The organism is Streptomyces sp. NPDC006997, from assembly GCF_040635175.1.
Taxonomy (GTDB): domain Bacteria; phylum Actinomycetota; class Actinomycetes; order Streptomycetales; family Streptomycetaceae; genus Streptomyces.
In genome coordinates this window covers 33,392-58,892 of sequence record NZ_JBEYHH010000002.1, presented here as the reverse complement: position 1 = coordinate 58,892, position 25,501 = coordinate 33,392, and the positions used below count along the sequence as shown (strand labels likewise).

The 25,501-nt window shown below is 70.6% G+C and carries 32 protein-coding genes; 6 read left to right on the top strand and 26 right to left on the bottom strand.

The features are described from left to right. Nucleotides 1-46 precede the first annotated feature (46 nt). On the top strand, nucleotides 47-469 hold the full coding sequence (locus ABZ659_RS01850; protein WP_360212812.1) for an arsenate reductase ArsC: 423 nt from the start codon (nucleotides 47-49) through the stop codon (nucleotides 467-469). Continuing rightward, nucleotides 466-1,437, top strand: a complete 972-nt coding sequence (trxB, locus tag ABZ659_RS01845) for a thioredoxin-disulfide reductase (RefSeq protein WP_360212381.1) — start codon at nucleotides 466-468, stop codon at nucleotides 1,435-1,437. The genes ABZ659_RS01850 and trxB overlap by 4 nt, the downstream gene beginning before the upstream one ends. 115 nt (nucleotides 1,438-1,552) lie before the next feature. Here the strand turns inward: trxB and ABZ659_RS01840 are convergent, their stop codons facing one another. The 26 genes from ABZ659_RS01840 to ABZ659_RS01715 all read right to left on the bottom strand — a co-directional run bounded on the left by ABZ659_RS01840 (nucleotide 1,553) and on the right by ABZ659_RS01715 (nucleotide 21,239). Further along, nucleotides 1,553-2,188, bottom strand: a complete 636-nt coding sequence (locus ABZ659_RS01840) for a hypothetical protein (RefSeq protein WP_360212379.1) — start codon at nucleotides 2,186-2,188, stop codon at nucleotides 1,553-1,555. A gap of 61 nt (nucleotides 2,189-2,249) precedes the next feature. Further along, a complete protein-coding gene (locus ABZ659_RS01835) occupies nucleotides 2,250-3,752 on the bottom strand; it encodes a hypothetical protein (protein ID WP_360212377.1) in 1,503 nt (500 codons plus the stop codon). 179 nt (nucleotides 3,753-3,931) lie between these two features. Then, complete coding sequence (locus ABZ659_RS01830; RefSeq protein WP_360212375.1) at nucleotides 3,932-4,258, bottom strand: helix-turn-helix transcriptional regulator; 327 nt, start codon at nucleotides 4,256-4,258, stop codon at nucleotides 3,932-3,934. Next, the gene (locus tag ABZ659_RS01825; RefSeq protein WP_360212373.1) at nucleotides 4,255-5,406 is read right to left on the bottom strand and encodes a site-specific integrase; all 1,152 of its coding nucleotides are present in this window, start codon (nucleotides 5,404-5,406) and stop codon (nucleotides 4,255-4,257) included. The genes ABZ659_RS01830 and ABZ659_RS01825 overlap by 4 nt, the downstream gene beginning before the upstream one ends. Before the next feature lie 54 nt (nucleotides 5,407-5,460). Further along, the gene (locus tag ABZ659_RS01820; protein ID WP_360212810.1) at nucleotides 5,461-5,859 is read right to left on the bottom strand and encodes a hypothetical protein; all 399 of its coding nucleotides are present in this window, start codon (nucleotides 5,857-5,859) and stop codon (nucleotides 5,461-5,463) included. 78 nt (nucleotides 5,860-5,937) lie between these two features. Beyond that, nucleotides 5,938-6,282, bottom strand: coding sequence for a DUF6233 domain-containing protein (locus ABZ659_RS01815; protein ID WP_054100391.1), 345 nt, complete (start codon nucleotides 6,280-6,282; stop codon nucleotides 5,938-5,940). A 131-nt stretch (nucleotides 6,283-6,413) separates the two neighbouring features. Further along, nucleotides 6,414-7,436: a SpaA isopeptide-forming pilin-related protein gene (locus ABZ659_RS01810; RefSeq protein WP_360212371.1), complete on the bottom strand. Its 1,023-nt coding sequence runs from the start codon at nucleotides 7,434-7,436 to the stop codon at nucleotides 6,414-6,416. A gap of 33 nt (nucleotides 7,437-7,469) precedes the next feature. Further along, nucleotides 7,470-8,270, bottom strand: a complete 801-nt coding sequence (locus ABZ659_RS01805; protein ID WP_360212369.1) for a DUF317 domain-containing protein — start codon at nucleotides 8,268-8,270, stop codon at nucleotides 7,470-7,472. A 47-nt stretch (nucleotides 8,271-8,317) separates the two neighbouring features. Continuing rightward, complete coding sequence (locus tag ABZ659_RS01800; RefSeq protein ID WP_054100684.1) at nucleotides 8,318-8,806, bottom strand: hypothetical protein; 489 nt, start codon at nucleotides 8,804-8,806, stop codon at nucleotides 8,318-8,320. Between the two features lie 28 nt (nucleotides 8,807-8,834). Next, a complete protein-coding gene (locus ABZ659_RS01795; RefSeq protein ID WP_360212367.1) occupies nucleotides 8,835-9,701 on the bottom strand; it encodes a DUF317 domain-containing protein in 867 nt (288 codons plus the stop codon). A gap of 27 nt (nucleotides 9,702-9,728) precedes the next feature. After that, the gene (locus ABZ659_RS01790) at nucleotides 9,729-10,358 is read right to left on the bottom strand and encodes an HAD family phosphatase (RefSeq protein WP_360212365.1); all 630 of its coding nucleotides are present in this window, start codon (nucleotides 10,356-10,358) and stop codon (nucleotides 9,729-9,731) included. After that, nucleotides 10,355-11,506 (bottom strand): MFS transporter, encoded by a 1,152-nt coding sequence (locus ABZ659_RS01785; RefSeq protein WP_360212363.1) that lies wholly within the window; start codon nucleotides 11,504-11,506, stop codon nucleotides 10,355-10,357. The genes ABZ659_RS01790 and ABZ659_RS01785 overlap by 4 nt, the downstream gene beginning before the upstream one ends. Then, nucleotides 11,503-12,747 carry an ATP-grasp domain-containing protein gene (locus ABZ659_RS01780; protein WP_360212361.1) on the bottom strand — a complete coding sequence of 415 codons (1,245 nt, stop codon included), beginning with the start codon at nucleotides 12,745-12,747 and terminating at the stop codon, nucleotides 11,503-11,505. Before ABZ659_RS01780 ends, ABZ659_RS01785 begins: the two co-directional genes overlap by 4 nt. Before the next feature lie 51 nt (nucleotides 12,748-12,798). Then, nucleotides 12,799-13,101, bottom strand: coding sequence for a hypothetical protein (locus ABZ659_RS01775; RefSeq protein ID WP_054100383.1), 303 nt, complete (start codon nucleotides 13,099-13,101; stop codon nucleotides 12,799-12,801). Between the two features lie 29 nt (nucleotides 13,102-13,130). Next, nucleotides 13,131-14,366, bottom strand: coding sequence for an MFS transporter (locus tag ABZ659_RS01770; protein WP_360212359.1), 1,236 nt, complete (start codon nucleotides 14,364-14,366; stop codon nucleotides 13,131-13,133). After that, the gene (locus ABZ659_RS01765; protein ID WP_127436006.1) at nucleotides 14,363-14,878 is read right to left on the bottom strand and encodes a regulator; all 516 of its coding nucleotides are present in this window, start codon (nucleotides 14,876-14,878) and stop codon (nucleotides 14,363-14,365) included. The genes ABZ659_RS01770 and ABZ659_RS01765 overlap by 4 nt, the downstream gene beginning before the upstream one ends. Beyond that, nucleotides 14,875-15,717 (bottom strand): winged helix-turn-helix transcriptional regulator, encoded by an 843-nt coding sequence (locus ABZ659_RS01760; RefSeq protein ID WP_054100380.1) that lies wholly within the window; start codon nucleotides 15,715-15,717, stop codon nucleotides 14,875-14,877. The genes ABZ659_RS01765 and ABZ659_RS01760 overlap by 4 nt, the downstream gene beginning before the upstream one ends. Before the next feature lie 47 nt (nucleotides 15,718-15,764). Further along, nucleotides 15,765-16,178, bottom strand: a complete 414-nt coding sequence (locus ABZ659_RS01755) for a hypothetical protein (protein ID WP_358311683.1) — start codon at nucleotides 16,176-16,178, stop codon at nucleotides 15,765-15,767. A 10-nt stretch (nucleotides 16,179-16,188) separates the two neighbouring features. Beyond that, nucleotides 16,189-16,632: a hypothetical protein gene (locus ABZ659_RS01750; protein ID WP_360212356.1), complete on the bottom strand. Its 444-nt coding sequence runs from the start codon at nucleotides 16,630-16,632 to the stop codon at nucleotides 16,189-16,191. Then, a complete protein-coding gene (locus ABZ659_RS01745; protein ID WP_360212354.1) occupies nucleotides 16,629-17,111 on the bottom strand; it encodes a hypothetical protein in 483 nt (160 codons plus the stop codon). Before ABZ659_RS01745 ends, ABZ659_RS01750 begins: the two co-directional genes overlap by 4 nt. A gap of 100 nt (nucleotides 17,112-17,211) precedes the next feature. Beyond that, complete coding sequence (locus ABZ659_RS01740; protein ID WP_233534681.1) at nucleotides 17,212-17,565, bottom strand: SH3 domain-containing protein; 354 nt, start codon at nucleotides 17,563-17,565, stop codon at nucleotides 17,212-17,214. Between the two features lie 147 nt (nucleotides 17,566-17,712). Next, on the bottom strand, nucleotides 17,713-18,456 hold the full coding sequence (locus ABZ659_RS01735) for a hypothetical protein (protein WP_360212352.1): 744 nt from the start codon (nucleotides 18,454-18,456) through the stop codon (nucleotides 17,713-17,715). Nucleotides 18,457-18,481: 25 nt separating this feature from the next. Continuing rightward, nucleotides 18,482-19,180, bottom strand: a complete 699-nt coding sequence (locus ABZ659_RS01730; RefSeq protein WP_360212350.1) for a hypothetical protein — start codon at nucleotides 19,178-19,180, stop codon at nucleotides 18,482-18,484. An 18-nt stretch (nucleotides 19,181-19,198) separates the two neighbouring features. After that, on the bottom strand, nucleotides 19,199-19,684 hold the full coding sequence (locus ABZ659_RS01725) for a hypothetical protein (RefSeq protein ID WP_054100375.1): 486 nt from the start codon (nucleotides 19,682-19,684) through the stop codon (nucleotides 19,199-19,201). After that, nucleotides 19,681-20,232 carry a DUF4913 domain-containing protein gene (locus ABZ659_RS01720; protein ID WP_179342576.1) on the bottom strand — a complete coding sequence of 184 codons (552 nt, stop codon included), beginning with the start codon at nucleotides 20,230-20,232 and terminating at the stop codon, nucleotides 19,681-19,683. Before ABZ659_RS01720 ends, ABZ659_RS01725 begins: the two co-directional genes overlap by 4 nt. A gap of 251 nt (nucleotides 20,233-20,483) precedes the next feature. Continuing rightward, on the bottom strand, nucleotides 20,484-21,239 hold the full coding sequence (locus ABZ659_RS01715; protein ID WP_054100374.1) for a site-specific DNA-methyltransferase: 756 nt from the start codon (nucleotides 21,237-21,239) through the stop codon (nucleotides 20,484-20,486). Nucleotides 21,240-21,752: 513 nt separating this feature from the next. Between ABZ659_RS01715 and ABZ659_RS01710 the strand changes: the two genes are divergently transcribed. The 4 genes from ABZ659_RS01710 to ABZ659_RS01695 all read left to right on the top strand — a co-directional run bounded on the left by ABZ659_RS01710 (nucleotide 21,753) and on the right by ABZ659_RS01695 (nucleotide 25,438). Continuing rightward, the gene (locus ABZ659_RS01710) at nucleotides 21,753-22,874 is read left to right on the top strand and encodes an NlpC/P60 family protein (RefSeq protein ID WP_360212347.1); all 1,122 of its coding nucleotides are present in this window, start codon (nucleotides 21,753-21,755) and stop codon (nucleotides 22,872-22,874) included. Nucleotides 22,875-23,012: 138 nt separating this feature from the next. Beyond that, nucleotides 23,013-23,327 (top strand): DUF6112 family protein, encoded by a 315-nt coding sequence (locus ABZ659_RS01705; RefSeq protein ID WP_054100372.1) that lies wholly within the window; start codon nucleotides 23,013-23,015, stop codon nucleotides 23,325-23,327. Beyond that, complete coding sequence (locus tag ABZ659_RS01700; protein WP_127433486.1) at nucleotides 23,327-24,019, top strand: hypothetical protein; 693 nt, start codon at nucleotides 23,327-23,329, stop codon at nucleotides 24,017-24,019. The genes ABZ659_RS01705 and ABZ659_RS01700 overlap by 1 nt, the downstream gene beginning before the upstream one ends. A gap of 36 nt (nucleotides 24,020-24,055) precedes the next feature. Next, complete coding sequence (locus tag ABZ659_RS01695) at nucleotides 24,056-25,438, top strand: ATP-binding protein (protein ID WP_358481247.1); 1,383 nt, start codon at nucleotides 24,056-24,058, stop codon at nucleotides 25,436-25,438. The last annotated feature ends 63 nt before the right edge of the window (nucleotides 25,439-25,501 follow it).

Sequence of the window (25,501 nt, the reverse complement as noted above, 5' to 3'; positions counted from 1 at the left end):
TCATTGGCGGCTGGGTTCCGCCATGCGACGAGAGAGAACGATCATCATGGCCGACAAGCCGTCCGTCCTGTTCGTCTGCGTCCACAACGCCGGTCGCTCCCAGATGGCCGCCGCGTGGCTGACCCACCTGGCCGGCGACCGCGTCGAGGTCCGCTCCGCCGGGTCCGCCCCTGGCGACCAGGTCAACCCGGCCGCCGTCGCCGCGATGGCCGAGGTCGGCATCGACATCTCCAAGGAGACGCCGAAGATCCTCACCGTCGACGCGGTCCGCGAGTCGGACGTCTGCATCACCATGGGCTGCGGCGACACCTGCCCCGTCTTCCCCGGCAAGCGCTACCTCGACTGGAAGCTGGAGGACCCGGCCGGCCAGGGCGTCGAGGCCGTGCGCCCGATCCGCGACGAGATCAAGACCCTGGTCGAGGGCCTGATCGCCGAGATCGCCCCGGCGAAGCCGGAGGCGACGGCGTGAGCGAGATACGCGAGGTCGTCATTATCGGCTCCGGCCCCGCCGGATACACCGCCGCCCTCTACACCGCCCACGCGCAGCTCAAGCCCGTGCTCTTCGGCAGCTCCATCTTCGTCGGCGGATCTCTGACGACCACGACCGAGGTGGAGAACTTCCCCGGCTTCCCCGAGGGGGTCGACGGGCCGGTCCTCATGGAGAACATGCGGGCCCAGGCCGAGAAGTTCGGCGCTGAGATGATCGACGACGATATCGTCGAGGTCGACCTCACCGGCGACATCAAGCTCCTCACCGACTCCGCCGGCACCGTCCACCGTACGAAGACGGTGATCATCGCCACCGGTTCTGGCTACCGCAAGCTCGGCCTCCCCAAGGAGGACGAGCTGTCCGGCCGGGGCGTCTCGTGGTGTGCGACCTGCGACGGATTCTTCTTCCGCGACCGCGACATCGTCGTAGTCGGCGGCGGCGACACCGCCATGGAGGAAGCCACCTTCCTCACCCGCTTCGCCCGCTCTGTCACCGTCGTCCACCGCCGCTCCACCCTGCGCGCCTCCAAGGTGATGCAGGACCGGGCATTCGCCGACGACAAGATCTCCTTCGCCTTCGACAGCGAGATCGCCGAGATCAAGGAGAAGGACGGCATGCTCGCCGGCGTCGTCCTGCGCGACGTCTTCACCGGTTCCACCCGCGACCTGGACGTGACGGGCCTGTTCATCGCGATCGGCCACGACCCGCGCACCGAGTTGTTCACCGGCCAGGTTGATCTCGATGCCGAGGGCTACATCAGGGTCGCCGCCCCGTCGACGCGTACGAGCCTGCCGGGGGTGTTCGCCGCCGGCGACGTCGTCGACCACACCTACCGCCAGGCCATCACCGCCGCCGGCACCGGTGCGGCCGCAGCCCTGGACGCCGAGCGCTACCTCGCCGCCGGGGGCGCGGCCAAGACTGAGAGGGCGACGGCCGTCCCGGCCTGAGTGACATCCGCAAGCGGGGCCGCCCGGATATTTCCAGGCAGCCCCGTTGCCGTCGTTGCCGTGCCACGCCAAACGACGTGCGTGGCGGCTTCGCCGGGTTGCCGAACCCTCAGCTTCAGTGAATTCGCGGCAGTGCTTTGTCCGGGTGCGCCGTGTGCACGTACTTCACGGCGACCCTGGGGTGGATGCCGAAGAGCCGTACGAGACAGATCGGGTCGGCCGTCTCACGGGCTTCGTCAAGCACACGGTCGGTCCACAGCTGGCGGGGCAGCAGCCCGATCTGGTCGAAGGCGGAGCGCATGCCGGTGTAGCTGATCTGCGGCGATCCCGGGTGCCGGTAGGTCTGGGCGGTGACGAGCAGGTGGGGGTTGGTGGCCCGGGGCCAGCGGGTGCGTCGTTCACGCAGCCAGTCGGCCACCAGCCGGGTGCTCAGGTCGTCGAGGTAGACGATGTGGACGTGCAGGCCCCGCCGCGCCGCGATGGTCCGGTTCTTCAGGTTTACGTCGGTCAGCAGGAGCCGGGACACCTCCACGGCGTGGATGGCGTGGATGGCTACCAGGCCGATGATGAGGCGGGAGCGGGGCCCGTCCAAGCGGTCCAATGCCCCGGCGAGGCGGTCGCTGGACAGGGGACGTGGGAGATCCACGGCGGCCGGCGCCTTCAGCCCGGCGGTGGGGACATGGAAGATCAGCCGTTCCTGCTTCAGGGCCCGGAAGATGCTTCGCAGCGCATTGAGCAGGCCGCGGGCCACGTTCCCCCGGTGCCGGTCGAGCTCGGTCTGGATGTCCTTGCTAGTGATCTGCCGCAGGTCCTTATCCGCGGCCCGCCCACGCGGTCAGGGTGGAGGAAACCGTGCGGAAGTAGCGGCGGATGAGCCGGTAGGCGGCGGGTGGGTGCTCGTAGCGGCCGCCGCCGCGCATGACCTTGACCCAGGCGTGCATCTGCTCGGCCATCGGCTCGGGCAGGCGGTCGATCTGCTCCCGCAGCTGTTCGGCGTCGTGTTGGTCACGGCGCTTCACGCTCAGGCTCACGCCCCTGTCCTGGGTGCGGCGTTGGACGTCGGTGAGTAGCTGATGAGGTGTCTCGCGCAGCTGGTCGGCGTCGAGCAGATCGTGCTGGTCAAGGAAGTCGACCACGCTGCAGGTTGCGGCTGCGCCGACCGCGGCCATGGCGGCGAGGGACCGTACATCCCGCTCGAGGATCGGCTCACGCCCGCCCACCCAGGTCAGCAGGGTGCACAGGAGGGTGGCGGCTGCACCTTGCGCCGTGCGCTGGTCGGCGAACCAGACCTCCGGGCGGCCAGCGAAGAACGCGTCCAGCAGAGTCGCCTCCGCGGTCGGCAGGTGCGACGCGGCGGTGACGAAGTGATGGCGCTGCCACCGGCGGGCCATCGCGAACAGTGCGAACTGCCCGGGGACGCTCGGCGCCCCCTCCGTCCGAGCGCGCTCAGCTGCCGTACGGGTCCGTGCGCGGGCCCGCATCAGCGGACCGGACCGGTTGTGCACGACGAATCCCAGCTCGCCAGGCTTGCGCTTGAGCCGGTGCGAGAACGGCCCGGCGAAGGAGAGCTGAGTGGCGGACGCCTCGACGGCGTCGAGACCGTGCTCGCGGACGTAGGCCAGGCACCCGCGGCACAGCCCTTCCTCGTGTACGGGCAGGCCCCCGCGTCGGCAGCGCGGACACCGGCCGGGCGGATACCGCTCGGGCGCATGCCGCCAGGTCTCGCACCCCCGGCAGCGCCTCATCGTGATGCCCCAGCTGCCACAGTCCGCGCACGACCTGATTGGCCACACCTCCGGCGGCGGAACCGCCCGCGGCTTCAAGAGACCAGCCCGGTCCAAGAGTTCGGCCGCTGCCACCTTCAGCGGCAACTGCACCTGATCGAGCATCTCCGGGGCGACCAGCACCTCTCCCTCGGCATCCCGGATCGCCAGCGCACAGCGGATGATTCGCATCACCATGTGGGGCCACGTCGCGGTCAGCCCTTGTGCCGCTGCCCGCTCCTCGGCCAGCGCCCGCAAGGCGCTCTCCTCCGGCCAGAGCCGGCCGCTGATCCGGCGCGCCTGCTCGCGCTCCAGGCGCCGCCGCACCGGGAACAACGTCTGCTGACCCGGCATCACGGCGGGACAGATCCTCGGGTCGTCGACCGGCCGCTGGATCTGGCGCGGCTTCAGGTACGGGGTGGCGGCGCCGCGCGGCCGCGGGAGGTTTCGACTCTCCTGTTGCCCGAGCCCGAGCACGTACACCCGCAGCTGCGTGGTGCCCGGGAAGACGGCCTCGAACCCGGCCGCGATCTCCTCGCGTACCGCCATCACGCAGGGACGGCACAACCGATCTGCGTCCACCCGGTCGCGGCGGGCGCACCGGGAACACATGGCCGAGTCCGGGTGGGACTTGCGCCAGCCCGCACAGCCCCAGCACAGACCATCACTCAGCCGGTGCACCCCCCAGTCCAGGCACCCAGCACACTGCCGAACGACCATGATCACCTCGGTCAGTTCGGCGGCCGCAGCTGACGCCGCCCGTCGCGCCGTGGCACCGGCCGCACCACCCCTGCCTCGCCGCCGACCGCGCGCTGCGGTTCCTCCATGCCCTCGGCGGCAGCCACCGGTTCGGCCTCCATCAGGTCCGCCACCGTGCACTGAAGCGCCGCGCAGATCTTGTCCAGGTCGTCCAGGCGCACTGTCACCGGGGTCCCACCCCACAAGGCCGCGACCTTGCTCAGCGACGGAGTGAAGCCCACCGTCGCGAACGCCGCCTGCAGATCGACAGGTCGCCAGATGTCGCACTTGGCGGCCGCCCAGCGCAGATTCCACTTCACCGCAAACTCCCCATATCCGCGACCAGACGCTGCCCGGCCCGCGTGGCCGACTGCCGCCAGCGCTCCGCGTGCTCGGGATCCGCCTGAGCCGTCGCCAGATAGTTCACCGTCGTAGTCGTCCAGGTATGTCCAAGAAGCCGCTGTACCTCCCACAGCGTCATCCCGCGCTCATAGTTGTGGGTGGCGCAGGCGTGCCGCAGCAGATGCGGGTACAACTCGCCCACCGGCCCCGGCAGGTACAGCAGCGAGGCCGCCTTGAGGTTCCGGCGGAAGGTCCCCGGCGTGATCGCCGCAGCGACCGGGATGTTCGCCGCCGCGAGCTCCACCGGCAGCCGCTCGGAGGGAAACAGCGGTGCCAGCGGATGCTCCGGGTCGTCGTGGAAGAGGCCGCGGACCTCCTCCACGTACCACCACAAGAGCTCGCGGCCCTCCTGGAACATGAACGCCTCGCGCGGCCGGGGCCCGGAGCCGCGGGCACCCTTGCCCTGTACGACGAACCGGCCCCACTTGCCCAACTCCCAGTGCACATCGCACAGACCGACCCCGCACAACTCGGACGCCCTCACCCCGGACAGGTAGTCGAGCTTGGCCATCACATAGTCCCGGCACGCGACCGCCGGCTTGCGGGCCAGCGGCAGCGCATCGCGCCACGCGGCGAAGAACTCGCGCATCGCCCGCTGCGAGGGAGGCACCCGCAGCCCGAAGTCACCACGATGACGTGGCCGGTTGAACGGATCGACCGGCGACTCCACCGCGGTGCCGAACCGGCGATGGATCTCACCGGCGTAGCGCTGTTCCAGGAACGCGAAGTACGCATCGATCTTGTTGATCTTCGTGCGGACCGTCGGCCGTGCACGCTTCCCGGGCCCTGCGAAGTAGCGGTCGAGCAGCGTCGGAGTGAGCTGCCACGGCACGAGGTCGTAGTGCTCGCAGATTTCCAGTACCGGTTTGACCAGCTGGTCGATCGAGGACGGCATCAGCCCGGCCGCGTCACGCGCCCACTGGTACTCCGCCAGCGTGTCGAAGAAGTACGACCGCTCGTCCTGCTGCCCGGCGCGGCCAGTTCGATGGGTGTGCAGGGAGAAGACCTCGGCCAGCCCGTCCGGCGGCTGCCCCGATGTCGGGGTGCGAGTTTCGAGATCCCCCATAGATCCGCAGATTACGAGCGCCACTCCTGGAATCTGCGAGTAACTGCGAGAACCTCACACCGTTGGGGGATGCCTCGAACAACGGTCTCCTACCTGCTGACATCCATCGATCGCGCCCTCGGGGCCCCATGAGGAACTCGCGCGTACTCCAGTTATGAGCAGCGCAGGGTGTCGCGCCGCCAGCTCCCGCGACCGTGCAGGCGAGGAAGCCGCCCGAGCCTGAGCGGCCTCGAACGACACCCGCCCATCAACCACGACGACGGCCTCGCCGTCCAGGACGACACCAGGCGGCAGGGCCATCCCCGCCATGGCAAGATCCATCCAGGGCGTCGTCACGTCCCGACCCGACCGCGCTTGAAGTCGAACCGTCTCAGCCAGCCGCCACAAAACTGTCCGGTGACCGTCGAGCTTCACTTCATACCACCAGCGCGGCCCGGTCGGCAGTTGCGGCACCAGCTCGGCCAGGGCGACGTCGACAGGGAACTCCACCCCGCCACCCTCAAACGCCGCCCGGGCCGCCCGCGCGCCGGCCTACTCCAGCAGGCCCAGCCGCGTGTCCGGCCGACACTTCGAGCACGCCGGAACCTGCTGACGTATCGCGTCGCGTGCCTGCTCCCGCGTCGCCGGCATCTGGCGCTTACCCGGGTCCCAGCAGTCCCCCGTGTGCACCGCCACCAGGCTGCTCCGGTCAAGGCCCCGCTCGATCAGCCACTCCGGGGGCGGCAGTCGCCGCTCCTCGGCCTGCCGTCGCTCGGCCTCGCGACGCTCCTCGTCGGCGATCCACCGGTCTAGCTGCCGAAGGCTCGCCCGCGCCTGCTGCTCGACCACGCGGCGCGTGAACTGCAGCAGTTCCAGACGGGACGGGGTATCGCTCACACGTTCGATTATAGAGGGGCGGTTCACAAACACCGAGGCCCCCACATCCAGGAGGACGCTGTTGGCGGTCGCGAACAGCGTGTCCAGCTGGGGCTGCGGGGGCTCCGTGTAGTGAAGAAGGGTGGGTGCGGTCAGCTCCCGGTGTTGTCTTCTGTGTGGCTGTCGGTGCGACTGCGGCGTGCCACGGCGAGGGCGCCTCCACCGGCCGCGATCAGAACGGCCGCGCCGCCGATCAGCCACAGCGTGGCGTCGGCACCGGTGTGAGCGAGAGAGCCCGTCGGCGTCTTCGGTGTGGAGTCGCCGACCGGGGTGGCGGCGATGGCGGAGGTGTCGGTTTCCGGTGTGTCGCTATCCGACGCGGACGGCGTGGCCCTGTCCGTACCGCTGTTCGGCTTGCCTGGGCTGGAGGAGGGGGTGTCGGTGGGCGTGTGCGTGGGCTTACCCGAGGGTTCGGGCTTCGGGGTCGTGGTGGTCTTGGCGTTGGTGACGGTCACGGTCACCGGGTCGCCGGGACCAGCGGTGAACGTCTTGGTGGGCTTGTACAGGTCGTAGCCGGCAGGGGCTTTGATCTCCTTGACCCAGAACTGGGCCTTCCGGCTCGACATGGGCAGCTCTCCGGAGGCCGTGCCCTTAGCTCCCGTGGTCAGAGTGAGCAGCGTCGAGCTGCCGGTGCCGATGTTCACGGTCGCGCCGGGCAGGAGCTTGCCGGTCTTGTCGTCCTTGGCCTGCAGGAGGACCTTGGCGGCCTTGAACGGATCGGTGATCGTCAACCGGGTGGTCGCGCCCGGGGTGACGATGACGTCCTGGTCGGCGACGACCTCGTGCAGCGGGCTGCCGGAGGCCGTCTCCTTGAGCCGGTAGACGCCGGGCGCGAGGTCGGAGAAGGTCAGCTTCCCCTGTGCGTCGGTCTTCCCGGGTCCGGCTTCCTGGCCGGCGGAGTCGAGCAGCAGGAACACTGCGCCGGGCAGGGCGTCTCCGGCTGTGTCCCTGGTGGTGATCTCGACGCTGCCCGCGTCCGCGGCCGGAGTCTCGGCGGCGGCGGAGGCTGAGGGGGTCGGTTCGGTGGGCTCGGCACTCGCGGCCGGTGCCCAGGTGAGGGTGCCGGCCGCGGCGACGGCGATGGCGGCGGCGGATCGGACGAGATGTGCGTGCACGAGGAAGGGGACTCCTTGATCGGTCGGGGGAGGTCAGCGGGCGCGGCTGGCGGGGTGGGGTGCGGACGGCAGAGCGGGCGGCAGATGGCTGGGCGGCTGCGGGGTTGCAGCCGGTGCGACGTAGAGGTGACGACGAGTGTGAAACGGGATCTGCTTCACGGCCCGATGCAGCGGTTCGGTGGAGATCAGCGAGGCGGTGAAAGCCGCAGCGAGGGTGGTGGGCGCGCCGGCAGAGAACTGGGCCTGCCAGTGCGGCTCGCTCGGGTATCCGCCCCAGGCCCGCCAGACCGGACCGTCGGACCCAGTGGTGGCGTACCGGTGACGCACACCGCCAAGGCTCTCTGGTGGCAGAAAGGTCTGCGTACCGTCCGTTTTGACGCTGTGGCTCCAGCCGTGGGTGAGGAGCGGCGTGTACACCTCGTGCGGGGCCGTCGGATCCTCGACCAGGTGGTTCTTGTCGCTGTGGCGGTCTTCGAGGTACAGGTCGAGCAGTTCGGTGTGGACGTCGCGCAGGAGTTCGGCGGGGGTGGTGGCGTCGAAGGTGATCTCCCAGGCCCGCGGGCCGAAGGGGGCACGGTCCATGCCGATGGTCCACGTGTCTGCGCCTCGCTCCTCGGGCTTGGGAGCGAAGCGGGTCCACAGCCGGGCGCAGGGGCTGATGGCGAACACCATCCCTTCGAGTCCCTGGTGAAGGTGCCATCCGTCGTCGAAGGGGAAGGCCCAGATCGTCTCCAGGTCTGCCTGGCCGGGACCGGCGAGGTGACGCGGGAGAACTCTCACGGTCTGGGCAGGGTCGAGATTGTTGAAGGGGTCGCGTGGTGGGTCGGGCAACACGAGGAGATGCTCCTGCTGAGTAGGTGGTGCGGGGATCGGGACGAGGCTCAGCGGGTGCGGGCCCCGGCGGGGGCGGTCGGCGGAGCTGGAGTGCTGCGCGGCGTGGGGCCGGCCGCACGCTTGGGCGCGGAGGCGGCCCAGGCGCCGGGGAACCAGACGGCCGTGTACTGCTCGATGGCGTCGCGCAGCCCGGTGGTGACGGCTCCGTCCCACGGAGGGCGGCCGGGGCGGTGGTAGGTGCCGAAGGTGCCGTACTGCTTGGTGTTCGGAGGGGTGTTGGTGGCTTCGTCGCGGCGGTGGAAGGTTCCGTGGTCCACGAAGCTGAGTGCCACCGCGTCGATCTCCCCGCGTTCCGGGTGGACGACTGCGACACGCAGCCCGCCGTAGGTGTCCGCGTGGATGGTGCGGGTGAAGTCAATCCGCAAACGCAGCGGCGTGCCCGGCACGGGGGCGGCGTAGTAGGTGTTGCCCACGACGGCGTGCTCGTGGAAAGGAAGGCACAGCTCGGTGAAGAACTCGGGAGCCTGCAGGGACACGAGGGTCTCCGGTCGGAGTTGAGTGGAGTCAGCGGCGTTGGCCGGGCAGGGCATGTCGGCTGGTGGTGCTCCAGCGCGGAACGCTGGCCGCGGGAAGCGCGGCCGGGCGGCGGGACGCTGCGGCCCGCCGGACGTCGAGCGGGGTGGGCGTCGGCGGAGAGGGCGGGTGGATCGGGGAAGTCTGGGCGTGGTCCTTGACGTAGCTGGAAGTGTCGTCCCGCCATCGAGGCAGGGGTGCAGGGTCGGCCACGGCCTCGGTCACAGCTCGCAGAAGGGCTGCGGGGGTGTCGGTGCTGGCCGTGGCGTACCAGTAGGGCCGAGCTGAGGAGGTGCCGGCCCACAGGTGCCAGCGCGCGTCGCGGGTTTCCAGCTCGATCGCCGGGTCGAGGTCGCCGGTGGTGTATTCCAGCGTGGCGAGCCCGTCGGGTGCGGTGATGGCGAAGGTCCTCAGATCCGGGCGGTCGAAGCACCAGCCTCGGTTGATGAGCGGGTCAACGGCCTGGAACGGGTCACGGTCGGTGCTTCCGGCAAGCGGGCGGGCAAGGTAGCGGTCTGGGCCCTGCCGGTACGCCTCGGCGAGGGCGGTGGTGAATGCAGTGACGAACTCCGCGGGCGCGCTGTCGTTGAAGCAGACGCCCCAGGCCGGTGGGCCGAAGGCGTCCTTGTAGGCGTTGATGCGCCACAGGCCGTCGTCGTCGCCTTCGGGGAGGTAGCCGAGGCGGACCTTGCCGTCGGGGGCCGTGAGGTAGGCGTTGCCGAGGTGGTCGTGGTGCAGATCCCAGCCGAGGTTGCGCAGCGGGTCGAGGCCGGGGTCGCTGACCGCGGTGGAGCGGGCCAGGTGGCGTGGGGAGACGTAGACGTCGCCGTCGATGGTGTCGTGGTCGTCGTGGGGCACTGAATCCTGGGGGGGGGAGGAAGCGGGTCAGTTCGGGGGCTGCAGGGCGGCTGCGAGGTCGGTGGGGTGGCCGGTGTAGTGCAGGGTGCGCAGGCCCAGGTGGCGGGCTGCATGGCAGTTGTCGTCTCGGTCGTCCACGAAGAGGACGCGGTCGGGGTCTGCGGCGCCGGTGGCGTTCATCGCGTGCTGGTAGGCGGCCGGGTCGGGTTTGCAGACCTGGAGCCGGGCCGAGTAGAAGGCGTGGGTCATCAGGCGGCGCCACGGGCGGCGGTCGAGGACATCGCTGAGGTGGCGGGGTGCGTTCGACAGCAAGACCAGCGGCAGCCCGGACTCGTGGGCCTGGTGGAGAACATCGGTGACGTGATCGTCGATGGACGTCCACATGTCGGTATCGGCGTCGCGGAGTCCACGCAGCCTGCGGGCGCCGGGGTGGTGGCCGAGGACCGTGGCCCAGTACGCGAGGTCGCTGAGGTGGCCTGCGTCGTAGGCGGTGCGGGCGTTCCAGAAGGCGTGCTGGAAGGCGGGGAGGTCGTCCTCGGGCCACAGGGCGGTGCGGGCCAGGCCGAGCCACTGGTCGGTGGTGGGTTGCAGGCCGATGACGCCGTTGTAGTCGAGGATGACGGCGTCCAGGCCCGCGTGGGCAGTGGTGGGTGTCAAGGGGTGGTGTTCTCCAGGGCGCGGTGGGCGAGGGCGGCGACGGCGGCTGCGAGGAGGGCGGGCAGCAGCAGGGCCGTGGGCAGGGTGGTGGCGCTGGCCAGGGCTCCGATAAGGGCCGGGCCGGCGAGGAGGCCGAGGTAGCCGGTGGCGGTGACCGTGGCCACGGCCTTGGCGCCTCCGGCGCCGGCCGCGGTGATGAGCGAGGGGACGGTGGTGGACAGGCCGAGTCCGAAGACCGCCCAGCCCGTCAGCGCCAGTGGGGTGCTGTTCCCGATGACGCCGATGGTGAGTCCGGCCGTGGCGAGAAGGGCTCCTGCCCGTACGACTGTCGGGGCGCCGAAGGCAGCGGTGAGCCGGTCACCGGTCAGCCGTCCGGCCGCCATGGCCGCGCTGTACAGTGCGAACGCGGTGGCGCTCGCGGCCGTCGGGGCGCCCAGGGTGTGCAGGTGCACGGCGGCCCAGTCAGCGGCGGCTCCCTCGCCCAGCAAGCTCGCAGCGGCCAGCGCGGCCAGAAGCCAGAGCTTCCCCGGCGACGAAAGCAGGGGCAGCTTCCCGGCGCCAGCGCGCATTGCGGGTCGCTCTGCGCCGCTCAGGCTTCGGGTGACCGGCACCGCTGCGACAGCGGCCCCGGCCAGGAGGGCGCCTGTTGCGGTGAAGAGTGTGCTGTGCGGGGCCTGGGCGGTGAGGGCGGCCAGGGCGGCGCCGGCGAGGGCGCCGAGGGAGTATGCGGCGTGAAGACCAGACATGATGGGCCGGCCGAACGCGTTCTGGCAGCGGACGGCCGCAGTGCTGGCGGCTACATCGAGGACGCCGTGCGCGAGACCGAACGCGAGAGCCGCCGCCAGCAACGCGGACAGGCTCTCGCCTTGCCCCACCAGGACGAGGCACCCGGCCAGGGCGATGGACCCACTGGTGAGCTGGGCTGGTAGCCGCGCCGGGCGGGCGTAGCGGCCTCCGAGCTGCAGTCCAGCGACCATGCCGACGGCGGCGGCCAGCAGGACCAGGGCCAGCCCTGCGGTGCCGAGGTGGGCAGCCTGCTGCACGGCGGGCATCCGGGCGCCCCACACCGCCATGATGGCCCCCAGGCCGAGGAAATAGCCGGTCAGCAATGCCCGGCTATGCCGGTCAGCCGCAGACACCGCGTTCACGCCGCAGCGCTACGGGGGCCGGAGGTCCGGTCGAGGACCGCGGTGACGGCACGAGCAGCCTGGTCGGCGCGTGCACGCGCCTGCTGGCCGGTGGTGGCGGTGGTGATGAGGTAGCCGATCCGGCCGGTGTACAGGTTACCTCCGTCGGCGGGGAGGAGGAGCTGGTCACCGGGGCGGCACTGGTAGTGCAGCCGGTCCAGCCACGTCGGACGGGGCCCGTCATAGGTGAGGTGGGTGAGGGTGCCGGAGGTGTCCGGATAGAGGAGCCGGATGGCGGCGGCCGAGGACCTGGTGGGCGTGAGGTCGGGGGCACGGTCGCAGGCGATGTCGGCGGCGGCACGGACCAGGTCGATGCCGGTGGCGAGACGCACGAGGTGGCCGATCATGTCTCCGGCCAGGCGAGCGTTGACCTCGATGAGGCGGGGCCTGCCGTCGACGAGGCGCATCTCTATGTGGCTGACGCCGTCGGTGATGCCGAGGGCGTTGATCGCCGCCCGGGCGGCCGGCGCGACGGTCTCCCGGAGCGGGTCGTCGGCGTCCACACTGTGGGCCAGCTGCTCGAAGTGCGGCGGAGGGCTGATGGTCTTGCGGTTGACCGCCACCACCGTGGTGGCGCCGCGGTAGGTGACACACTCCACGGAGATCTCCGGCCCGTCGAGGAACTCCTCGACGAGGACGCTGGTGCTCTCGGTGCCCTGACCGGCCGTCCGTTCGGCCGCCCGGTAGGCGACCGTGAGCTGGTCGCGGTCATCGACGCGGAGCACGCCGATGGCACCCGCGTGTGAGGCAGGCTTCAGCACCACGGGATAGCCGATCCGTTCGGCGGCGGCTTCGGCCTCCTGCCGGGTACGCACGCTCACCGAAGCGGCCGAGGGCACGCCGTGGCGGGCGAACAGCGACCGAGCGGTGGCCTTGTTGCGGCACCCCTGCATCACTTCGGGTGCGGTGGTGGGCAAGCCGAGCTGGCGGGCGAGGCGGGCGGTCGGGACCACGCTCCACTCGTCCCAGGTCATGACACCGGCGAGGTCGTGGCGTGCGGCCAGGGCCCGGCCCCCCGCCAGCAGCGCGGCAGGATCGCTTGGGTCCACGACGGCGTGATCGGTGATGTGCGGCTTCTCCCACGAGGGTTCGGTGCCGGTGAGCAGCACGACGTCGTAGGCGTCGGCGACCTGCTCAAGGCAGTAGCCGCGGTAGTTCTCATCTCCGGGAGCGACGACAAGTACAACAGGGCGAGCGGGCAAGAGGGAATTCTCCGTATCGAGGGACGGCAGGGCAGGAAGAAGGGGGGTGTCTCAGGCGGCGCGGCGCCGGCGCAGCTCGAACGCGTGGGACCAGTGGGGGTGGTCGTCGATGAGGCGACGGGCGTAGAGAGCGGTGAAGTTGTTGTTCAGCCCGGCGACGCCGTACGGGAGTTGGCGTCGCAGGTCTTCGAAGAGGTCCTTGAGGCTGATCCGGGTGGCGCCGGCGGCCAGGCGGCGGGCGGCCATGCGTTCGAGGGATCGGTACACGTGCGGGTTGCGGGCGTCGAAGGCGTGGAACTGCTCGGTGATGGTGCGGCCGGTCGCTCGGTGCGACCCGAGGGCGGCGATGGTCATAGGGGTCCTCCACGGGCGGGACAGCCGGGTCAGGCGCGCAGGGCAGGGTCGGTGCGCAGGCGGGCGAAGGCGCAGAACAGGCCGAGGGTTTGCAGGGCGGCACAGGCGGTGATGACGTGGCCCAGCGCGTCGGGCGGGGTGAGCGCGGTGAGCACGCCGGCGAGGGGGAAGGGCAGCAGGAGGATGAGGATGGTGGCCGACAGGGTGCTGCCGAATGCCTCCGGGGGGATCAGGCGGGAGCGCAGGGTGCGCAGGACGACCGCCAAGCCGCCATCGGCTGCCATCAGGACCGCGACCATGACCAGGTAGGACAGGTAGTCGGGGGCCAGGGCGGCTGCGAGACAGGCGAGCGAAGCGATGACGGAGCAGGCGACTCCCACCGGCCACAGGCCCAGGCGGTCCAACGCGAACCGACAGACGGTGACGGCCACCAAAGTGGCCGCCGCTGCGGCGGACCACACCAGGCCGACGGCCGTGGTGGACTGCCCGAAGTGCTGGACGACGATCACCGGACCGGCTGCCTGGAGAAGGCCGATAGACAGGTTGGACAGGGTCAGCCCGGCCACCAACCAGCCGAGCGCGGGGAGCGCGCGGATGGTGCGCCACCCGGTGACGAGCCCGGCGCCGGGCCGCCCCTTCGGCGCGCGGGCCGGGGCCACGGGTGAGGGCGGTGTGCGCAGGGCGAGCAGCGCGGCAAGCAGCGAGAGCACGGTGACCACCGCGAGCATCGACGGCGGCCCGGCGAGCAGCAGCACGCCGGCGAGCGCCGGTCCGGCCAAGGTCGCCGTCTGGTCGATGCCGAGCAGGGCAGCCTGGACACGGTGAGCCCGAGGTCCCGCTCGGCGGCCGGCGGCGGCACCTGCAGTCTCGACGGCGATGTAGCTGAACTCAGTGAGCACACCGGTCGCCGCCGCCAGCACCATCACCGTCACGCTCGCCGCAGCACCGGACGGGTAGAGGTACAGCAGGACAGCGCCGGTGGCGAGAGCCAGCGCCCGTCCCAGGGAGGCGAGGTGGAAGACCACCGAGGCGCCGCGTCGGTCGACGATCGACCCGGCCCACCCGAACGCTGCCAGGCGCGGGATCCACTCCAGGGCGAAGGCGGCCCCTGTCAGTACGGCGGATCCAGTCGTGGCCAGAACGAGCAACGGGATGCCGTAGGTGGACATCGCGAATGCCAACGCGTCCGCCGTGCGCGGCAGGTAAATGCTGCTCATCAGCCCGGCCGTGTGGCGTGCGTGCCGGGGTGTGACCGCTGCGCTCACGCGGCCCGCTCGGGCTCGGCCCTGGTCACCTGGGGGTTGCCGGCCAGCCACTGGATCAGGTGCGTGCGGACGCGCGCTAGGTCCGCCTCAGCCTCCGCGCTGATCGGGTGCGCGTCGGGCAGGGGTGCGGGGCGGTCGGCGTTCCCGGGGGTGAGTGAGGGTGCCAGCAGGCCGAGAACGTGCTGGATGCGGCTGCTGAACTCGCAGACGGCGGCGGGGGCCGAGTGACGCCGCGCCCACCGGGCTAGCGCGTCGTACAAGTCGGCCAGTTCCATCCCGGAGTCCGTGAGTTCCAGACCGGCGCCGGGCGCGACCCGGACGAGGCCGTGGGCACGGGCCGTGTCGGATGCACTGCGCAGTTGGTGCGCGGAAAGGTCGGGCAGGGTGCCGGCGAGCCGTCGCGGCGGTATGGCGCCGTTGTCGTCGATCTCGGTGACCAGACGGATCAAGGAGCGTGAGGCCAGCAGGTCGATGACCTGGCGCGCTTCGGCAGGGGGGAAGGAAGTGCTCATCGGCGCGGGCCTCCCGCCGGGATGGCTGCCGTCGGGCGGCCGGTGGCAGCGTGCGAGAAGAGGTCGCGGTGGTGCCACACCGGGGACGACCCAACCGCCCGAGCAGGTGGAAGCGCCACGGGCGCCGGCCGTGACGGGCTGCTGACCCACGGCCTCGGCGCGCTCTTGGCCTGCGGCTGCCCCCAGACGGGGTGGCTGGCTGCCTGGTCGAGGGGTTGCCCGGCGGACCAGGCGGACAGCGTGCCGAGGACGGGGCCCAGGGCGTCGCCGGCGGCGGACAGCCGGTAGGGCCGGCCGTTTCCCTCGGTATCGGCCAGACCGTCGGCAACGAGCTGGCGCAACGGCGGATAGATGTTGGTCCAGTCGCTGCTGGGCATCACGATCCGGGCCAGAACCCGGCCACTGACCTCCTTACGCGACTTGAGCACCCACAGGATGGCGGCGGCATGGCGCCGGGTGAGCAGGGTGAGGCTGTCTTCGATCTGCTCGATCGCGGCCAGCGGGCGCTCCGCCTTCTCCAGGTGCTCTTCGGCCCAGGTGACGATCATCGGCAGGATCGGCAGCAGGGCAGCGGCTCGCTCGGTGTGGCCGTAGGTAACGTGCCGTGCGGTGTGTTCGGTGCGCTCGACGAGACCGGCGTCGCACAACGACTTCAACTTGGGGTGGAGCTGGCCGTTCTGCAGCCAGGACACCTTGGTCGCCAGCTCGCTGTAGCGCAGCGGCGGGCCGGAGAGGGCCAGCAGGATCCTCACGTTCCAGCGCGGGGTGATCATGGCGAGGGCCTCGGTGACCCGGGCGATGTCGGCGTCGGCATCGGGGGGCAGAGCAGTGATGGCCAAGGGAGGAACTCCTGGGTGAAAGAAGGGGGAATCGCCTGGGGGTCGGGTCAGCGGCTGTGCGCCGCGCTCTGCGCCATAAGGGGCGCGGCCGGAGCAGGCGGCGCGGGAGTCGGAGAGGCAGACGTCGGGGCCGGGACGCGGGCCAGGCTCTGCAGGACGGCTGCGACCGATGTGGCCTGGGCCTCGCGGACGGCGACGGCTTCGGCGAGCCGGCGGGTGCCGTCGAGGAGGTGGGACACCTCGTGCGGGCCGATCTGCCGCTCGGGGTGGACGAGCCGGGCCAACTGGTCGCGGTGGAAGTCGATGCTGCGCTCGGCCAGGGCGAGGGCGCCGTGCATGCCGAGCAGGGCGGACAGCATGCCGGGTGGCTGTTCCTCTGCATGGGCTTCGAGGTCGGCGAGCGGTGCGCCGTACAGGTCCTCGATCCGGTCGGCTATGTCGGTGGACGTGAGGTGGGGCAATCGGGGGCTTTCACGGTCGGCGGGCCCGGGCCGCCCCGGCACGCTGGGGTGCCGGGGCGGCAGACAGGGGCAGGGTGGCGGTGGCCTTGAGCTGTGCCGTGCGAGCGGGCCGGGTTTGCTTTGCAGGCGGGGGCATGGTGCGCAGCAGCTCGCCGAGGGCTGCGCGGTAGCCGTCGCGGGCCTCCAGTGCTGCTTCCAGCCACTGCGTGTCGAAGCGGAGCTTGTCCGCCGACAGTTCGCCCATGTCCCGCTCGGGGTCCATGTCGGCATGGACGCGGTCGCGGACGCGGGCGACCTGCTCCTCGGTGAGCGCCAGGAACGAGCGCAGCTCCAGGGCACGGGCTAGCTCGGGTGAGGCATCGTGGCCGGCAGCAGCCTCGTACAGCTCGGGTACCGGGTTCCCGAAGACCTTCTGCAGGTCGGTGTCCATGGTGCTGGCCTTGTCCCGGCTCATCGGGCGGACCTCGCCGGCCGCCACGCCGACGCCGGTGCGAGTGTCCCTGACGGCCGGTTGGGGACGCTGGTCTGCACCGCCGGGCCGCTTCGGGGCCGGAGGCGGGCCAGGCGCTCTGCGGCGAGGTCCTTCTTTCCCGGGGCGTCCGGGTCGAGGAGCCACCGCACGACCATGGCCCGGCCGTCGCGGGTGGTGACGGCGGCGTTCACCCGATGGGCGAGGCCCATCGTCGGGTCGTCGACCTCGCTGGGCTGGGTCTCAAGGGCGGCGAGGAGGTCTTCCTCTGCGCGCTCCAGCACGGACTGGGCCTCGACGAGAAGGCCGTGCCACTTGACGACGTCGGTGGCGTTGGGGTTCGCGGTCGGAGCGGCGGCGACTGCGGCCTTCAACTGGTCCATGCCCATGTCGAAGCGGGCCTCGATCCGTTCGGTGAGTACGCCCACGACATCCGCAGACTCATCGGATATGCCGTCGGTCAAAAGGGATCTCCTGTTCTGGATGGGCCGGTGCCTGCGGAATGTGAGGGGCGGCTGTACTCGATGCCCCCGCCGCTGGGCGGGACGTGCTGGATCCGGTCAGTCAGTCCAGACACATGCGGACGTCGCGGTAGACGTAGGTGCCGGAGACCCAGCCCTTGACGCCGGTCGTCTTGTCCGTGATGTAGAGCCAGTTGCCGCTCTTCTTGGACACGCTGAACTTGTGGCTCTTGTAGAGCACACCGAGCGCGGTGGACTTCGAGCTGGCCTTGGACCGGATGGTCACGGCCTTGGTGTGCACCGCGTACGGGAGCGGCGGCAGGTTGTGGCAGCTCACGGCAGGGGTGGCGGTTGCTGCGGTGGGTACGGTCGCGGCGCTGGCGGGCGTGGCGGACAGCGCCGGCAGCGCGAGCGTGCCGAGCATCGCCGCGGATATGGCGATTCGGGTGGAGCGCATGCGGAAGAAACCTCCGTGAAGGCACAGGGAATGCGGGGAAGTGGCCGCAGGAGTTGTCCCGGCGGCTGTATAAGAGTCCGGAGAATCGGCGGTTTGGCTAACCGGCGATCGTCGGCTATGTTGCGCCGCCCGCGACTGGAACTGCGCTCAGCGAGAGCGGCCGGGCGGGTGTGGGGCAGGGGCCTTCGCTACACCTGCCGGGCGGCTGGGGGTGGCTGCCGGGCGGATCGGCGGGAGCGGCCCGGCCTTGCCGGTGAGGCGGTCGTCGCACCACTGCAGGGCCTCACCGGCCGTGTCGAAGCCGCCCTCCCGCAGGGTGTGCGTCCACGTCTCGGTATCGACCTCCTCGACCACCACGCGGAACGGGCTGGGGACTTGCTCGTCCTGTGCACGCAGTACCACGCCGATGACCATGTCGTCCGGGTCGTCGCTGGTGTAGGAGTAGCCCATGGCGTAGTGGTCGCCGTCGCCGACGAGGCGTCGCTCCAGTGCTCGCGTGGCCTCGTCCGCCGGTGGCGGGCCCAGTTCGGGGTGGAGGCCGATGGCGTCGGGCGGGCAGCCGCGGTGGATGAGCCAGGACTGCGCCATCGCAGGCAGCGGCAGCTGAGTGTGCTCGAAGCTGAACATGCCTTTTTCGTGGTCCCGTTGCAGATGCACGGCGAGCACCTGGGGCATGCCGGGGCGTACCCAGGTGGCGGTGCGGTCGAACAGCACGTAGTAGCTGTTCGGGCCGTCGTGGTGTTCGGCGAGGGGGACGAGCATGTCCTCGTGGACAGCGACCTTGCGGTAGAAGTCGAGGTACCTCTCCTCGTCGGAGTCGAGGTCGTCCAGCTCGAAGTCGACGTGGGGGATGGTCTTCCGGGCCGGCGCCGGTTCGGTGGGGGACAACAAGAGCCTTTCGGTGGATCGGTGCAGTTCAGCGCCGCTTCGCTGGAGTGGACGGCGGGGCGCCGGGGCGAGCCGGGCTCGTCGGCGCATGCGTTGCAGGAGTCCGGCGGGCGTCCAGCAGTGCGGCTCGTCCGGCGTCGGTGAGGGAGACGGGCTGGCCGGCGTGCACAGGGTGGCTGGTGTCCCGGACGGTGAGGCCGGCGCGTTCCAGCTGCTGCATCTGGGGATAGGGGATGCGGGTGCCGGAGGAGGCGGTCACGGACAGTCGGCCTGTCAGCAGGTGTTCGTGGAGCTTGGCACCGCCGGCGATGGCGAGCAGTGCCGCCCGGTCGTCGGTCGAGAGTCGTCCTTCGTCGGGCGTCGATGCTGCGGCGGCGGCCTCGATGGCCTCCAGGGCGGCGAGCACCTCTTGGGCGGCGGCGTCGCGCGCGTTGGCGGCTTCCTCTAGCTGGTCCACGGTGCGGTCGATGCGTACGAAGAGGGCACCGTCGACAGGGAACTCACCGCTCGTGAGACGGTTGAGCAGCTTGAGGTAGAAGGTGACGCCGATCTGGGCGTTGGCCAGGGTGCGGTGCCGGTCGACCAGCTGGGTGTGTGGCTCGTCGAGGGCGCCGCGGTCGCGGTAGGTCCACAGGGTGTCGATGTCGTGGCCGGTGACCGCTTCGAGGCGGTGGTCGAGCTGCGTGACCGCACGCCGGGTGGGTGTCGGCGCGGGTTGAGGGGGCATGGGCGGCGCTCCGTGCGTTCAGCGGGTGGGATGGTGTGCGGGGTTGGGTGCGGGACGGGGCAGGCCAGGCAGTGCGGCAGGCGGCGGACCGGGCCGGGGCTTGGGAGGACGGGTGGTCAGCTGCGGGGAACGCGAGCGGGCCGCGTGCGTCCGAGCGCTCAGCGGCCGGCGGGTCATCCCCAGGCGGCGGCCGACCTCGTCGTAGACGTCGTTGCCCGCACGCGGCCGTACCGCGACGACGTGGATCTCCTTGGGGTGGGCGGATTCCGCGGGCGCCGGGCGGACGCCGTAGACGACGCGCCAGTCCTTGCGGCGGTCCACGAACAGCTTCCGGAATCCCTCCAAGTCGCCGTCGAGGCGCTGTCCGAAGCGCTGGGCGTTCACGACTTCCTGCAGGTAGGCGAGGGTGAGGTCGCGGATATCGCTGGGGGCCTGAAGGAGATCGGTCAGCGCGCGAGGGTCGAAGCTCAGTCCGAAGGCGGGCTGTCCCGCTCCCGCGGTCATGGCGTCGGCTCGCCCGGCTCGGCAGTGCCGGCGCCATCCGCCGTGGCCGCGGTCTCGGTGCGCACGGACGGCGGCGGGCCGGGCAGGAGACGGTGAGCGGGCCGGTCGGGGGAGGTCATGCAGGCCGACAGCGGTCCGCCCGGCGCGCGAATCGCGGCGACGGCGTGGGTGAGGAAGTCGCGGTGCCACACGAACAGGCCGGAGAGCCCGGCTTCGGGGTCCTTGTGCTGCTGGTAGGCGAGCCACAGGGCGTGGAGCCAGGCCACGACGTCGTCGTGTTCCTGCCACTGAAGGCACCAAGGTGCCGCGGTGGTGACCTCCGCTCCGTAGACCGGGAGGAAGAAGTCGTCGACCCAGTCCGAGAGGGCGTCGAGTTCGTCTTCCCGTTCCTCCCCGTCGAGTTCCAGGATCGGGCGAGGCTCCGGCGGAACGGCGGCCGGAGGCCCGCCGAGTCCCGGCATACCGAACGCGGCGAACGGTGACCCGCTCGGCGCCGGCGCGGATGCGAGGTGGTCGAGCTGCTGAGCCTGTTGCGCCGACTGCTCCATGAGCCGCCGCACGCTCGCCTCGATTCCCTCCAACTGCGGATCCGGAATACGAACCGGCTCCAGCTCCCCATCGTCAGACGGCCTTGCGGATTCGGACATTGAAAGTTCAGCCTCCTACGAGACACGGGTTGGGAGAAAGGCGAAGGCGTCCTTGCACGGACCGGGCAGTGAAATTGCACGTCCACTCCGGCGGTGCTCCGCCGGCGGCTCAGCAGGGAGCCGGTTGCCTTGGCGGCAGGAGAGGACGCGGCTCAGGTTGCGAGAACCACGTCGTCCTTGGTGAGGGTGGCGCGGATCGTCTCGGTGAGCCGGTCGGCCGCGATCGACGCGTAGTGCTCGGTCTTCTCCACGCCGATGAAGTCCCGGCCTTCCAGCAGGGCGGCGACGCCCGTGGAGCCGGAGCCGGCGCAGAAGTCGAGGACCGTGCCGCCTTCGGGGCTGATCTTGACCAGCTCGCGCATCACCTCCACCGGCTTCTGCGTGATGTGCTGGCGCTTGGACCCCGAGGGCTGCGAAGCCGAGTACATACCCGGTAGGTAGACCGGGTTCCGGGAGCCGTCGATCGGCCCCTTGGACGCCCAGACGATGAATTCGCAGTTCTGGGTGAACCGGCCCTTCTGGGGCCTGGCCTGCGGCTTGTGCCAGGCCAGCACACCCCGCCACAGCCACCCGGCCGCCTGGATCGCGTCCGTCGTCGTGGGGAGCTGGCGCCAGTCGGTGAACAGCAGGGCGGTCCCGCCGGTCTTCGTCAGCCGGTGCGCTTCGGTCATGATCTGCGTCAACCAGAAGCCGTAGGAGCGCTGGTCCATGTTCTCGCCGGTGAAGTCGGCAAGGTCGTTCTTGGCATCGGCGGAGGTGTACTTCTGCTTCGCGGAGCGGGTGGTGCGCTCCTTCGCGGTCCGGCCGCCGCTGTTGTACGGCGGGTCGGTGATGACGGAGTCGACGCAGCCGTCCGGTAGGCCGGAGAGAACGGCCAGAGCGTCGCCCTGGTGCAGGGAAAAAGGCAAAGAGGAACCCCTATTCGGGTGCGGAAATCGCGGAGGGAAACCCCGCCTCACACAGGAGTCCTCGCGGGCCGAAAGCAGGCATGCAGAAGCCCGTGGCCGCAGACCGAGGAGGGCGAGGGGGAGTCAAAAAACTGTAGAGGCGAATCCGCCGACGACCAAGAAACCCTTACCGATGTACCGGTTTCCGGCACCTCACGCCGAGCTTTTTGGCCAACCGCCGATCCGCACCTACTGTTTTTGAACCGCCCGGCGCACACCGCCGCTGGCTACATCCTCGCCACACCTCACGGAGATACCCCTGCCCCGGCACACCTAGCTCACAGCACGGCCGCGCGGAGCGAGCGGCAACTCCCCCGCACCGGCCCGCCTCCGATCGCCCACCCCGGCTGCCGCGCCCTTCCACCACGCCTCGCGAACGCGACACGCCGGACACCACATCCCGAAGGACTCGTTCATGACGTCTGACCACCCATCCATGCCCGAACCCGCTGACCGGCGAGCGGTCCGCTCGGGTTGAAGGCACTCGCCGCCGGCATCGGCGTCGTCTTCCTCTCCCCGATCCTGCTCGCCGGCACCGGCATGATGCTCGCCTCCTCCGCCGAAGCCGTACAGAGCAGCAGCTCCTTCAGCAACTGCCTGACCGACATCGACAGCGACAAGGTCGCCGAGCAGGTCATCAAGATCCTCGACGGCGCGTCCGGCAAGGACGTTGACATTGAGGGCCTGGACCTGCCCGCCGAGCAGGTCCCCAACGCGGCGACGATCGTGGCCGCCGGCCTCTCGCTCGACGTTCCCAAGAAGGGCCAGATCATCGCGCTCGCCACGGCGATGCAGGAGAGCCGGCTGCGCAACCTGGGCTACGGGGACCGCGACTCCCTCGGTCTCTTCCAGCAGCGTCCGTCCCAGGGGTGGGGCAGCGCCCAGCAGATCCGCGACCCAACCTACGCGAGCGAGCAGTTCTACAAGCACCTGCTCAAGGTGGACGGCTGGCAGCAGATGACCGTCACCCAGGCCGCGCAAGCCGTGCAGAAATCCGGCCTGCCGGACGCGTACGCGCAGTGGGAGAACCTGGCCACCGCGCTGCAGGCCGCCATCATCAAGACCTTCCCCGGCGCCGGGGATGCCACGGATGACAAGGACGAGAAGCCGTCGACCAGTACGACCGGCTGCGCGCCGGGCCAGGACGGTTCCGGCTTCGGCCGCATCCCCGAAGGGAGCGTCCCCAAGGGCTACTCGATCCCCAAGGACGCCGACCCGAAGGCCCGTAAGGCCATCGAGTGGGCGATGCACCAGCTCGGCACGCTCTACCAGTGGGGCGGATCCTGCACCAACGCGCACGGCCCCGACCCCATGGGCCGCTGCGACTGCTCCAGCCTGATGCAGCAGGCGTACGCCCATGCTGGCATCACGCTCACCCGCACCACGTACACGCAGGTCAACGAAGGCAAGGCTGTCTCGCCCGCTCACCTCAAGCCCGGCGACCTGATCTTCAGCCGCGGTACCGCCGCACGGCCCGAGCACGTCGGCATGTACATGGGCGAGGGCCTCGTGATCGAGGCGCCGCGCACCACCAAGCCGGTCCGGATCACCCCGATCAAGGACTGGGACATTCTCGCCGTCCGCCGCGTCCTCTGACGCCGCCCCGCCCGGTGTCAGCCCGGGCGGGCCGGGCTGACGCGGCCACTTCCGTGCCCTTCGCTCGCCTCTCCCTCCGCTTTCACCTTCCCGTTGGGCCTCGCCGGGCCCGCGTAAGCAAGGAGCCTCGCACCACCTATGTCCGTCCCTCTCGCAGACCGCGTCATCCAGCTCGCCTACGACCCAGGAATCACGCCCAAAGGCGGCGGGCTGCCTGGCCTCGCCGTGCTGAAGAACGTGGTCAACAGCATCAACATGTTCGGGATCATCGCCGTCGTCGGCGCCCTCGCCGTCTCGCTAGGCGTATGGGCCTGGGGCCACCACACCGGTGGACACCAGGCCGAGGCCAACGGGAAGAAGGGCGCCGTCGTCGCCGCCGGCGCCGCCCTCGGTCTGGGTGCCGCGAACGGCATCGTGGCCTTCTTCTCCGGCCTGGGATCGCAGGTCCACTGATGCGGAAACGCTTCCCCTCCTCTTCGCTGTCCTCGTACGGCTCGGGCTGGTCGACGAACCAGCGCATCGCGATCGGCGCCACCGTTGTCGCCGTTCTACTTGCCCTCGCCGGGGTCGTTGCCCTGCTGACCGGCGGTGGCAACGGCCAGCAGACTCCCGATGCCGCGCCACCGGCTCCCACGGGCGGCCCGTCCCACTCCGAGGCTGCTCCCAAGCCTTCCTCCGGGTCCGGGTCGGTGCCCAAGCCGCCGCAGATCGCCGAGCCGGTCGCCTACGCCAAGGCAGCGGCCCAGATGCTCTGGTCCTACGACACCCGCGACACCAGCCGCGACCAGCAACTCGCCGGCATGCGCGCCTGGATGACCACCGAGACCAAGTACGCCGACTGGACCTCGGTCGCTGGCCAGGTCCCCGACCCCGTGCTGTGGTCACGGATGGCCGACCAAGACCAGCACGCCACCGCCCACATCACCGAAGGCCACTACCCCGGCGCGTTCAAACAGGCCCTGGCCGAGGATCCGTCCGCGATCACCGAGGCGTACATCTACGTCGTCACCGTCAACGGCAAGCAGACCCTCAGCTGGAAGAAGGGCGGCGGCGGAGCCGAGGAACGCGCCGTGACCCTGGCCGTCCAGTGCCGCCCGAACCACGACTGCACCCTGGCCGCCATCGCACCGAGCGTCACGCAGTGACCCGCGCCTGAGACACGAAAGGAGGAATAACTCCTCGTGGGTTTCTGTGATTTCCCCCTGGCGGACAAACTGTGCGCCGTCGGCGACGCGGTGGACTTCGCCTCGGACCCGGGCAAAGCCATCGGTGACTGGATGGCGAAGTCCGCCGGTGAACTGGCAGCCGCCGCAGCCGACCTGGCCGCCGAAGCCGTCAACACCACCACCAAGGTCGATCTGAACGCCGGGTGGTTCCGCGACAACTACGAAATGCTGTTGCCGCTGGGCCTGGTCCTGCTGGTCGCCACCTTCTGCGCGCAACTGGTCCGGGCCGCCATCAGACGCGACGGGCAAGCCCTTACCCAAGCATTCACGGGCACCGCGTCCGGAGTCCTGTTCGCCTTCTGCGCCATCGCCCTGACCACAGTCGCCATCGAGGTCGTGGACGCCGTCAGCGACGGCCTGTTCAAAGCCGCACACCTGAACATCGAATCGGCCGTGCGCCGCGTGGTGAAGGTCAGCCAAATCGGGGCGCTGTCCGGTCTCGGCTGGCTCGTCCCGGTCGTCACCGGGCTCGGCGCCGCCATCGGCGCCTTCCTCTACTGGTGCGTGATGATGGTCCGCAAGGTCGGCATCCTCGTCATGGTCACCCTCGCGGTCTTCGCCTCCGCCGGCGGCGGCTGGGAAGTCGCCCGGCGCTGGCGCAAGGGCTGGATCGAAGCCACCGCCACCCTCGTCGTCTCCAAGCTCCTGATGACCGTCATCTTCGTCCTCGGTATCGCCGCCATGGGCAAGACCGAAGCCAATGACGGCATCGCCGCGCTCGCCGACGTCATGTCCGGCATCGTGATCATGGTCCTGGTGCTGTTGTGCCCGTACGCCGTCTTCAAATTCGTGCACTGGGCAGCCGACGGCACCGACGGCGAGTCCATCCACCGTGCCGGTGGCGCCGGGGCCCAGATCGCCAAGGCCCACGCCGAGAAGGCCGCCCGCAAGGCCGCCGCAGCCGCAGCCACCGCCGGAACCGGTGGCGCCGCAGCCGGAGCAGGTGGCGCTGCCGCCATGGGGAGTGCCGCACCGCAAGGCCCCGACGGCGGCGGATTCCCCGGCGACGTCGCCACCGACCCGACCGGCGGCGAAGGCAAGGACGGTTCGCAGGGCGGTGGTACGGGAGGCTCGCCCGGCGGCGATGCCGTCAAGTCCGGCCTGGAGAAAGCCGTCCAGCCCGCGCCGACCAGCGTGTCCGACGACACCAGCGGCCAGGTGGGAGGCACCCCAGGTTCTGGCGGATCCGGCGCGAATGCCGCGTCCGGCCAGGGCGGCGGATGGCAGACCACTCCGCCGACAACGACACCGCCTCCACAGGGCGCACCCCCGTCCTCCGGCTCACAGGACGCCGCGTCGAGCGGGTCGGCACCGCCGCCGCCTCCGACCGGCCTCTGACCCCTGCCCGACACCCGGGGGCGGGACGTGCACACCACCTCCCGCCCCCGGCCTCCACCCGCG